Source organism: Lederbergia graminis (assembly GCF_042655485.1).
In the GTDB taxonomy this organism is placed as follows: domain Bacteria; phylum Bacillota; class Bacilli; order Bacillales; family Bacillaceae_C; genus Lederbergia; species Lederbergia graminis.
Window position 1 is genome coordinate 19,091 of sequence record NZ_JBHSMC010000019.1, and the last position, 11,607, is coordinate 30,697.

Annotated in this window: 9 protein-coding genes and 1 other annotated feature; all 9 genes read left to right on the forward strand. The window is 39.1% G+C overall.

Annotated features, from left to right (window positions below; genetic code table 11):
* Positions 1-62 precede the first annotated feature (62 nt).
* Entirely contained in the window at positions 63-797 is a 735-nt protein-coding gene (gene rplA, locus ACFPM4_RS14130) for a 50S ribosomal protein L1 (protein ID WP_382353002.1), read from the forward strand.
* A 50-nt stretch (positions 798-847) separates the two neighbouring features.
* Positions 848-996, forward strand: a sequence feature (ribosomal protein L10 leader region).
* 37 nt (positions 997-1,033) lie between these two features.
* Positions 1,034-1,534, forward strand: coding sequence for a 50S ribosomal protein L10 (rplJ, locus tag ACFPM4_RS14135; protein ID WP_382352935.1), 501 nt, complete (start codon positions 1,034-1,036; stop codon positions 1,532-1,534).
* A gap of 70 nt (positions 1,535-1,604) precedes the next feature.
* Entirely contained in the window at positions 1,605-1,967 is a 363-nt protein-coding gene (rplL, locus tag ACFPM4_RS14140) for a 50S ribosomal protein L7/L12 (protein ID WP_382352938.1), read from the forward strand.
* 132 nt (positions 1,968-2,099) lie between these two features.
* On the forward strand, positions 2,100-2,702 hold the full coding sequence (locus tag ACFPM4_RS14145; protein ID WP_382352941.1) for a class I SAM-dependent methyltransferase: 603 nt from the start codon (positions 2,100-2,102) through the stop codon (positions 2,700-2,702).
* A gap of 248 nt (positions 2,703-2,950) precedes the next feature.
* Entirely contained in the window at positions 2,951-6,502 is a 3,552-nt protein-coding gene (rpoB, locus tag ACFPM4_RS14150) for a DNA-directed RNA polymerase subunit beta (protein WP_382352944.1), read from the forward strand.
* Positions 6,503-6,556: 54 nt separating this feature from the next.
* The gene (gene rpoC, locus ACFPM4_RS14155) at positions 6,557-10,144 is read left to right on the forward strand and encodes a DNA-directed RNA polymerase subunit beta' (RefSeq protein WP_382352947.1); all 3,588 of its coding nucleotides are present in this window, start codon (positions 6,557-6,559) and stop codon (positions 10,142-10,144) included.
* A gap of 129 nt (positions 10,145-10,273) precedes the next feature.
* Positions 10,274-10,522, forward strand: coding sequence for a 50S ribosomal protein L7ae-like protein (locus ACFPM4_RS14160; RefSeq protein WP_382352949.1), 249 nt, complete (start codon positions 10,274-10,276; stop codon positions 10,520-10,522).
* A 102-nt stretch (positions 10,523-10,624) separates the two neighbouring features.
* The gene (gene rpsL, locus ACFPM4_RS14165) at positions 10,625-11,044 is read left to right on the forward strand and encodes a 30S ribosomal protein S12 (RefSeq protein ID WP_144924537.1); all 420 of its coding nucleotides are present in this window, start codon (positions 10,625-10,627) and stop codon (positions 11,042-11,044) included.
* Positions 11,045-11,085: 41 nt separating this feature from the next.
* The gene (rpsG, locus tag ACFPM4_RS14170) at positions 11,086-11,556 is read left to right on the forward strand and encodes a 30S ribosomal protein S7 (RefSeq protein WP_144924534.1); all 471 of its coding nucleotides are present in this window, start codon (positions 11,086-11,088) and stop codon (positions 11,554-11,556) included.
* The last annotated feature ends 51 nt before the right edge of the window (positions 11,557-11,607 follow it).

Genomic DNA, 11,607 nt, shown 5'->3' on the forward strand with positions numbered 1-11,607 from the left:
CTTCCTTGGCTGAAGAACATTTGCCTGTCGCCCCTGAACAGCCGCCTTGCGCTTTTCAATACGTGGGAGGTTATTCCGCTAAAACCACAATACAGGAGGAAATAAAAATGGCTAAAAAAGGTAAAAAGTATTTAGAAGCTTTAAAACTTGTAGATCGTTCAAAAGCTTATGCTATTGGCGAAGCAATTGAACTAGTAAAAAAGACAAACTTCACTAAATTTGATGCAACTGTAGAAGCAGCATTCCGTTTAGGAGTTGACCCTAAGAAAGCGGACCAACAAATCCGTGGAGCTGTAGTACTTCCAAATGGTACAGGTAAAACTCAACGCGTTTTAGTTTTTGCTAAAGGTGAAAAATTAAAAGAAGCAGAAGCTGCTGGTGCTGATTATGTTGGTGATGCAGAATATATTAATAAGATCAACCAAGGTTGGTTTGATTTTGACGTAATCGTTGCTACTCCAGATATGATGGGAGAAGTAGGTAAACTAGGTCGTACTCTTGGACCAAAAGGTTTAATGCCAAACCCGAAAACAGGAACTGTTACATTTGATGTAGCGAAAGCTGTTAATGAAATCAAAGCTGGTAAAGTAGAATACCGCGTTGATAAAGCGGGTATCATTCATGTTCCAATTGGTAAAGTATCATTTGACCAAGAAAAATTGGTTGAAAACTTTAAAACAATCCATGAAACACTAGTTAAAGTTAAACCTTCAGCAGCTAAAGGCACATATATGAAGAATGTTACTGTAACTTCTACAATGGGCCCTGGTGTTAAAGTGGATCCTTCTACTGTTTAATTAATTTAGTGTTGACATACAAGCAGTTATTTGATATAATTACTGCTGTTGAAAAAATAACATTTATACCGTAGACAGCAGGTGCTGAAATGAGCTTAATTTCCTGCCGAGGTAATTGCGATATATGATCGATTTGTGAATTGATTGAACGCAAGGAACCTCCATGTCTAAAAAAGTATGGAGGTTCTTTTACGTACTGGTATGAATGTCCATCCGGATACTCAGGAGGTGTAAAAATGAGCAAAGTAATCGAACAAAAGAAACAAGTCGTTGAAGAAATTTCAAACAAGCTTAAATCAAGTGTTTCAACTATTGTTGTTGATTATCGTGGTCTAAGTGTTGCGCAAGTAACAGAACTTCGTAAACAACTTCGTGAGGCTGGTATTGAATTCAAAGTATATAAGAACTCAATGGCTCGCCGTGCTGCTGATGCTGCTGAACTTTCTGGATTAAACGAAGCATTAGTTGGTCCAAACGCGATTGCGTTCAGTACGGAAGATGTAGTAGCTCCTGCTAAAATTTTAAACAGCTTCGCTAAAGAAAATGAAGCATTAGAAATTAAAGCTGGTGTAATCGAAGGAAATATCGCAACAGTAGAAGAGATTAAAGCTCTTGCAGAACTTCCATCTCGCGAAGGATTGCTTTCTATGTTGCTTAGCGTTCTTCAAGCTCCAATTCGCAACTTGGCACTTGCTACTAAAGCAGTTGCTGATCAAAAAGAAGAGCAAGGCGCGTAATCCTGTTTTAAAACTATCGTTACGTTAACTTAAAATATTAAAAACTAAATTATAACGGAGGAAATAAATCATGACTAAAGAACAAATCATTGAAGCTGTCAAAGAAATGACAGTTCTTGAATTAAACGATCTTGTTAAAGCTATCGAAGAAGAATTTGGTGTAACTGCTGCTGCTCCAGTTGCTGTTGCAGGTGCTGCTGGTGGCGAAGCTGCTGCAGAACAAACTGAATTTGAAGTAGTACTAGCTAGCGCTGGTGCATCAAAAATTAAAGTTATCAAAGTTGTACGTGAAATCACTGGTCTTGGCTTGAAAGAAGCTAAAGAATTAGTTGATAACGCTCCTAAAGCTCTTAAAGAAGGCGTATCTAAAGAAGAAGCTGAAGAAATTCAAGCTAAACTTGAAGAAGTTGGAGCTAGCGTAGAAGTTAAGTAATTATTTTAGTGAATAAAAAGCTCGCTGCTATTGGCGGGCTTTTTTTGACTAGTTATTAATACTTGCTCTTGTTATCAAAATAGGTTATTTTGTGTTTGAGTAAATTCCTATGAACAAGGGAGGGATGCTCTTTTGGTGGAACATTATTATGCTCGAAATCCAGAAGTGAAAAGTAATCCGCAGTCTTGGGCTACTGTGCTAAGGGATCATTCGTTTCGTTTTAAAACAGACCAAGGTGTCTTTTCGAAAGCTGAGGTCGATTTTGGTTCTAGATTATTAACGGACACATTTGTTGAACCTTCAGTAACTGGTCCTGTGCTTGATGTTGGTTGTGGATATGGGCCAATTGGGCTCTCTATTTCTAAGGATTTTCCCGAAAGACAAATCCATATGATAGACGTGAATTTAAGGGCAATATCACTTGCTCAAGAAAATGCGGAATTAAATAACCTGACGAACGTTGAGATATACGAGAGTGAAGGTTTTAGTCGTGTTAATGAGAGTGGGTTTGCTGCAATCGTTACGAATCCGCCTATTCGAGCAGGTAAAGTGGTTGTCCATCAAATTTTGGAACAAAGCTATCTTCATTTGGTGTCTGGTGGTCAATTGTGGGTTGTTATCCAAAAAAAGCAAGGTGCTCCATCTGCGCAACATAAAATGGAAGAAGTTTTTGGCAACGTTGAAACTGTTGCGAAGAAAAAAGGTTATTATATCTTGAGGTCATTAAAAGATTGACTTCCAACTACTCTTGTGGTAGCATTGTAAAATGCGAATATAGTGTTTTCCTATCTTTTGCTAATTTTCATCTATTTTGTATGTAAGTTGGTAAAGTTGGAAAAGATTATAAAATAATAGTTCGTTATGTGAAAAATGTGGTTTTCAAAGAAAAACCCTTTTTCTTTTTGTCTTATGATAATACATTTTTTCTAGAATTTCTAGAGGGAATGCCATCATTAAAACGCATGATTTGAGGGGTGAATCAGTTGACAGGTCAACTAGTTCAGTACGGGCGGCATCGCCAGCGCAGGAGCTTTGCGCGTATTAGTGAAGTTTTAGAGCTGCCGAACCTTATCGAAATCCAATCTTCTTCTTACCAATGGTTTCTTGATGAGGGCTTAAAGGAAATGTTTCAAGACATCTCCCCAATAGAGGATTTTGCCGGAAATCTCTCTTTGGACTTTATTGATTATAGTCTCGGCGAACCAAAGTATTCTGTAGAAGAATCAAAAGAACGTGATACAACTTATTCGGCGCCATTACGAGTTAAGCTTCGTCTTGTTAATAAAGAAACAGGTGAAGTAAAAGACCAAGAAGTCTTTATGGGTGATTTCCCATTAATGACAGAAATGGGTACTTTCATTATTAATGGTGCAGAACGTGTAATTGTATCGCAGCTCGTTCGTTCCCCAAGTGTTTATTATAGCGGGAAATTTGATAAGAACGGGAAGAAAGGCTATACAGCCACTGTTATTCCTAACCGTGGAGCTTGGCTGGAGTATGAAACAGATGCAAAGGACGTAGTGTATGTCCGGATTGATCGTACAAGAAAGTTACCAATTACGGTTCTTTTGCGTGCGCTCGGATTTGGCTCTGATCAAGAAATCATCGATTTGATTGGTGATAATGAGTATCTAAGAAACACACTCGAGAAGGATAATACAGAAAATGTAGATAAAGCTTTACTAGAAATTTATGAGCGTTTAAGACCTGGTGAACCACCAACAGTTGAAAATGCCAAAAGTTTGCTAGTATCAAGGTTTTTCGATCCAAAAAGATATGACTTAGCAAATGTTGGGCGTTATAAGCTTAACAAAAAGCTACATATCAAAAACCGCCTTTTTGGTCAACGTTTAGCAGAAACACTAGCTGATCCGGAGACTGGTGAAATTATCGCTGAAGAAGGTACAGTGCTGGATCGTAGGACACTTGATAGATTATTGGAACATCTTGAAAAGGGTGTTGGGTTTACAACTCATAATCCTCAAAATGGTGTATTGGAAGAAGATATTGTTGTTCAAACAATTAAGATTTACGCACCGAACGAGGATGATAAGGTTATTAATGTAATCGGTAATGCCTATGTTGATGAAAGTGTAAAAAATATTACACCTGCTGATATCATTTCATCTATTAGTTATTTCTTTGATTTACTATACGATGTAGGTGATACAGATGATATTGATCATCTAGGTAACCGTAGATTGCGTTCTGTTGGGGAATTATTGCAAAACCAATTTAGAATTGGTCTTTCTAGAATGGAAAGAGTTGTTCGTGAACGTATGTCTATTCAGGACATTAATACTATTACACCACAACAACTGATTAATATCCGTCCTGTTATTGCGTCTATTAAAGAATTCTTTGGTAGTTCACAGTTATCTCAGTTCATGGACCAAACAAACCCGTTAGCAGAGTTAACGCATAAGCGTCGTCTCTCCGCGTTAGGGCCAGGTGGTTTAACGAGAGAGCGTGCAGGAATGGAAGTGCGTGACGTTCACTATTCTCACTATGGGAGAATGTGTCCGATTGAAACTCCTGAGGGACCAAACATCGGTCTAATTAACTCATTATCAACATATGCGAAAGTTAACCGTTTCGGATTTATTGAAACGCCATATCGCAGAGTTGATCCTGAAACTGGGTTAGTAACTTCACAAATAGATTATTTAACTGCTGATGAAGAAGATAACTATGTAGTTGCACAAGCAAACGCCCTACTCTCTGACGAAGGTGAATTCTTAGAGGAAGAAGTAATTGTTCGTTTCCGTGGAGAAAACACCGTTATGAGAAGAGATAGAATCGATTACATGGACGTATCTCCAAAACAGGTAGTATCTGCGGCGACGGCATGTATCCCGTTCTTGGAAAACGATGACTCAAACCGTGCTCTAATGGGAGCGAACATGCAACGTCAAGCAGTACCTTTATTGCAACCTGAAGCGCCGCTTGTTGGGACAGGAATGGAGTATGTTTCTGCCAAAGACTCTGGTGCAGCAGTGATTTGTAAACATGATGGAATCGTCGAACATGTAGAATCGAGAGAAGTTTGGGTTAGAGATATAAAAGAAATTGATGGTCAAGAGGTTAAAGGTGACTTGCGTAAGTATCGCATGCAGAAATTCATCCGTTCTAACCAAGGTACTTGTTACAACCAACGTCCGATTGTAAGTGTTGGAGATCGTGTTAAAAAAGGAGAAATCCTTGGCGATGGACCTTCAATGGATAAAGGTGAGCTTGCTCTTGGAAGAAACGTGTTAATCGCATTTATGACATGGGAAGGTTATAACTATGAAGATGCGATTATTATGAGTGAACGCCTTGTGAAGGATGATGTATTTACTTCCATTCATATTGAGGAATACGAATCTGAAGCTCGTGATACAAAGCTTGGACCGGAAGAAATGACTCGCGACATACCGAATGTTGGTGATGATGCTCTTCGAAACCTTGATGAACGTGGAATCATCCGAATTGGTGCAGAAGTTAAAGATGGTGATTTGTTAGTTGGTAAAGTAACTCCAAAAGGGGTAACAGAATTAACTGCTGAAGAACGTCTACTACATGCGATATTCGGTGAAAAAGCTCGCGAAGTTCGTGATACTTCTTTAAGAGTACCTCACGGCGGAGGCGGTATTGTACTGGATGTGAAGGTATTTAATCGCGAAGATGGAGATGAACTTCCTCCAGGAGTTAATCAACTTGTACGTGTTTATATCGTACAAAAGAGAAAGATTTCTGAAGGAGATAAAATGGCTGGTCGTCATGGTAATAAAGGGGTTATCTCTCGAATTTTACCTGAGGAAGATATGCCGTATATGCCTGATGGCACTCCGGTAGATGTGATGTTAAACCCATTGGGTGTACCTTCTCGTATGAATATTGGTCAAGTACTCGAGTTGCATTTAGGGATGGCGGCGAGACAAATGGGTCTCCATATGGCTTCACCTGTATTTGATGGTGCAACTGAAGAGGATGTTTGGGAAACAATTAAAGAAGCGGGAATGGCTTCTGATGCTAAAACATTGTTGTATGACGGAAGAAGTGGAGAACCATTTGATAACCGTGTATCTGTTGGTGTAATGTATATGATTAAACTAGCACACATGGTTGATGATAAACTTCATGCTCGTTCAACTGGTCCATATTCATTAGTTACGCAACAACCACTTGGTGGGAAAGCGCAATTTGGAGGACAACGTTTCGGAGAGATGGAAGTGTGGGCACTTGAAGCATATGGTGCTGCATATACCCTTCAAGAAATCCTAACTGTTAAGTCGGATGACGTCGTTGGACGTGTTAAAACATATGAAGCAATCGTGAAAGGTGAAAATGTACCAGAACCAGGTGTTCCTGAATCGTTCAAAGTATTAATTAAAGAACTTCAAAGTCTTGGTATGGATGTTAAAATCCTTTCAGGTGATGAGCAGGAAATTGAAATGCGTGATCTAGATGATGAGGATGATACTCATCAAGCTGATACACTCAATATTGCTCCAGAAGCAAAAGTAGAAGAGACAGCAACTGTACAAGAATAATGGTTAAATTAGCAATAAGGGAAAAACCTGTAGACGAAAAGGGAGGTAGGCCCCTTGCTGGATGTAAATAATTTTGAGTATATGAAAATTGGTCTTGCTTCACCGGATAAAATCCGCTCTTGGTCTTATGGAGAGGTTAAGAAGCCAGAAACTATTAACTATCGTACATTAAAACCGGAAAAAGACGGTTTGTTCTGTGAGAGAATTTTTGGTCCAACAAAGGATTGGGAATGTCACTGTGGGAAGTACAAGCGCGTCCGTTATAAAGGTGTCGTTTGTGATCGCTGTGGAGTCGAAGTTACTCGTATGAAGGTTAGACGTGAACGTATGGGTCATATTGAACTTGCAGCACCTGTTTCCCATATTTGGTACTTTAAAGGTATTCCAAGCAGAATGGGGCTTGTCCTAGACATGTCCCCACGTGCTTTGGAAGAAATTATCTACTTCGCATCATACGTGGTGACAGATGTAGGGGATACTACATTAGATAAAAAACAACTTTTATCTGAGAAAGAATATCGCGCATATAGAGAAAAATATGGCACTAAGTTCCAAGCCGGAATGGGTGCAGAAGCGATTAAAAAGCTTCTTCAAGATATCGATCTTGAGAAAGAAGTAGAGATTCTAAAAGAAGAATTAAAAACAGCACAAGGACAGCGCCGTACACGTGCTATTAAACGTCTTGAAGTCTTAGAAGCATTCCGACACTCTGGTAACCATCCTGATTGGATGGTATTGGATGTACTGCCGGTTATTCCTCCTGAATTACGTCCGATGGTTCAATTAGAAGGTGGACGCTTTGCTACTTCTGATTTAAATGATTTATATAGACGTGTAATTAACCGTAATAATCGTCTCAAGAGATTATTAGACTTAGGCGCTCCAAGCATTATTGTTCAAAATGAGAAACGTATGCTTCAAGAAGCAGTAGACGCTCTTATTGATAATGGCCGTAGAGGTCGACCTGTTACAGGTCCAGGAAACCGTCCACTTAAGTCTCTTTCTCACATGTTGAAAGGTAAACAAGGTCGTTTCCGCCAAAACTTACTAGGTAAACGTGTTGACTATTCAGGACGTTCCGTAATTGTAGTTGGTCCAAACTTAAAAATGTACCAATGTGGACTTCCTAAAGAAATGGCATTAGAACTTTTCAAGCCTTTTGTTATGAAAGAACTAGTTGAAAAGGGTCTTGCACATAATATTAAGAGTGCGAAAAGAAAAATTGAACGAGTGCAACCAGAAGTATGGGATGTGCTAGAAGATGTCATTCGTGAGCACCCTGTATTACTAAACAGGGCACCAACGCTCCATAGATTAGGTATCCAGGCGTTTGAACCAACACTGGTTGAAGGTAGAGCTATTAGACTACATCCACTTGTGTGTACTGCGTACAACGCTGACTTTGATGGAGACCAAATGGCTGTTCACGTTCCATTATCTGCAGAAGCTCAAGCAGAAGCTCGTCTATTAATGCTTGCTGCACAAAATATCCTAAACCCAAGAGATGGTAAACCTGTTGTTACACCTTCACAGGATATGGTTTTAGGTAACTACTACCTAACTCTAGAACGTAAAGGTGCTGATGGGGAAGGGAAAATATTTAAAGATCGTGACGAGGCAATTCTTGCTTACCAAAATGGCTATGTTCACTTACATAGTAGGGTAGCAATTCCTGCTAGTTCTTTAAATAATGAACGCTTTTCAGATGAGCAGAACAGTAAGTTTTTAATAACAACTGTCGGGAAGTTGATTTTTAATGAAATCTTACCTCCTTCTTTTGCTTATATAAATGAACCAACAAATGAAAATCTTGAGGGAGACACTCCGGATAATTATTTTGTTGAAAAAACAGTAAATGTTGCTGAACACATTAAAGAACAACCTTTAGTAAAACCATTCAGTAAGAAGTTCTTGGGTAATGTTATTTCGGAAATCTTCAAGAGATTCCATATAACGGAAACGTCCAAGATGCTTGATAGAATGAAAAACCTTGGATTTAAGTACTCTACTAAAGCAGGTATTACTGTTGGTGTTTCTGATATTGTGGTTTTAGCAGAAAAAGAAGAAATATTAACAGAAGCGCAAGCTAAAGTTGATAATGTAATGAAGCAGTTTAAACGTGGATTAATTACAGAAGAAGAACGTTATGATCGTGTAATTTCCATATGGAGTGCTGCGAAAGATAATATCCAAAGCAAGCTAATGAAGACTTTGGATAACTTGAACCCGATTTACATGATGAGTGATTCTGGTGCTCGTGGTAACGCATCTAACTTTACGCAACTAGCTGGTATGCGTGGTCTAATGGCTAACCCGGCTGGACGTATTATTGAGTTACCTATCAAATCAAGTTTCCGTGAAGGTCTAACAGTTCAAGAATACTTTATCTCCACTCACGGTGCGCGTAAAGGTCTTGCTGATACTGCACTGAAAACTGCTGACTCTGGATACTTAACACGTCGACTTGTGGATGTTGCTCAAGATGTAATTATTCGTGAGGATGACTGTGGTACAGATAGAGGCTTGAAGATTTCTTCCCTTAAAGATGGAACAGAAATCATCGAAGCACTAGAAGAACGCTTAATTGGTCGTTATGCAAGAAAAACAGTTTATCACCCTGAGACAGAAGAAGTTATCGTTAAGGAAAATGAGTTAATCGATGAGGACTTAGCGAAACAGATTGTTAACTCAGGATTGGAAGAAGTATGGATTCGCTCTGCATTTACTTGTAACACACGACATGGTGTATGTAAGAAATGTTACGGCCGTAATCTAGCGACTGGTACAGTCGTTGACGTTGGAGAAGCTGTTGGAATTATTGCAGCACAATCTATCGGTGAACCAGGTACACAGTTAACGATGAGGACGTTCCATACAGGTGGGGTTGCTGGAGACGATATCACTCAAGGTCTTCCACGTATCCAAGAATTGTTTGAAGCTCGTAACCCTAAAGGTCAAGCTATTATCTCTGAAATCAGTGGTGTAGTGACTTCTATTACGGAGGGCCGTGACCGACAACAAGAAATTGTTATTCAAGGGGATATTGAGACAAAAACATATACAGCACCATATACAGCGCGATTGAAAGTGGCTGTAAATGATGAAGTTACTCACGGTCAAGTGTTGACTGAAGGATCTATTGACCCTAAAGAACTTCTTCGAGTTCGCGACGTTGCTGCTGTTCAAGAATATTTGTTAATTGAAGTGCAGAAGGTTTATCGTATGCAAGGGGTTGAAATTGGTGACAAACACGTAGAAGTAATGGTTCGCCAAATGCTTCGTAAGATTCGTGTTGTGGATGCTGGTGATACAGATGTATTACCTGGTACATTACTTGATGTACATCAATTTACAGATGCGAATACAAAAGCCCTTCTTGAAGGAAATCAACCTGCTACAGGTAGACCGGTATTACTTGGTATTACGAAAGCTTCACTTGAAACAGATTCATTCTTATCTGCCGCATCCTTCCAAGAAACTACAAGGGTATTAACAGATGCTGCTATCAAAGGTAAGCGTGATGAGTTACTGGGCTTGAAAGAAAATGTTATCATCGGTAAGCTGGTTCCAGCTGGAACGGGAATGCAACGGTATAGAAAAGCTATTACCGTTACTCCTAATGAAGAGGAAGTTGTAGAGTAATAATTATATACGCCGGTACTTTCACCGGCGTATATAATATTTTTCATTTCTTGTTGACATTAAAAAATCAAGATGTTAATATATTCAAGGTGCTCCTATCAATAACCTGTTACTTTGGAGGATATGAATATGTCTTATGAAAAAGTGTCACAGGCTGAGAAAATAATTGTAGGAACAAAGCAAACTGTACGAGCTCTTAAATCAGGGCATGCGCAAGAAGTAATTCTGGCTTCAGATGCTGAACCTAGGATTACGAAGGATATTAAGACTTTAGCTGAAGAGAAGGGTATACCTATTACGATGGTCGACTCGATGCAAAAGCTAGGGAAAGCATGTGGTATTGATGTTAGAGCAACAGCTGTTGCTATTATCCGTTAAAGGCGTTTTTGTAGTAATGAATACTGCAGAAACTTGTTTTTTGCTTTAAAAAGAACCACCTGGATGTGTGGGCTTTAACAATGTATGAGAGGAGGAAGAAATATGCCTACTATTAACCAATTAGTGCGTAAACGTAGAAAGTCTAAAGTATCTACTTCTGACTCACCAGCACTTAACAAAGGTTATAACAGCTTTAAAAAAGTAAACACTAATGTTTCATCTCCACAAAAACGTGGTGTTTGTACTCGTGTTGGTACAATGACTCCGAAAAAACCAAACTCTGCACTTCGTAAATATGCGCGTGTACGTTTGACAAACGGGATTGAGGTTACTGCTTATATCCCAGGAATCGGTCATAACCTACAAGAGCACAGTGTTGTGCTTATCCGTGGTGGACGTGTGAAAGACTTACCGGGTGTTCGTTATCACATCGTTCGTGGTGCGCTTGATACAGCTGGTGTTGATAAGCGTGCGCAAAGCCGTTCTAAATACGGTACAAAACGTCCAAAAGAGAAAAAATAAGATTATAATTTAGAAACTTTTGTTTGAAAGGAGGAAGTCGGATGCCACGTAAAGGTCCTGTAGCAAAAAGAGATGTTTTACCAGATCCTATATATAATTCCAAACTTGTTACTCGTTTAATCAACAAGTTAATGATTGACGGGAAAAGAGGTAAAGCACAAACTATCCTATACTCATCTTTTGATATTATCAAAGATCGTACAGGTAAAGATCCAATGGAAGTATTCGATCAAGCATTGAAAAATATCATGCCTGTACTAGAAGTAAGAGCTCGTCGTGTTGGTGGTGCAAACTATCAAGTACCAGTTGAAGTTCGCCCAGAACGCCGTTCAACTCTTGGACTTCGTTGGTTAGTTAATTATTCTCGTCTACGCGGTGAAAAAACAATGGAAGAACGTTTAGCATTTGAAATTATGGATGCTGCTAATAATAACGGTGCTTCTGTTAAGAAACGCGAAGAAACACACAAAATGGCTGAAGCAAACAAAGCATTTGCTCATTACCGTTGGTAATAGTTTGCTAACTATAAATAAATTAATACTCATCCCAGGAAGGAGAAAGAC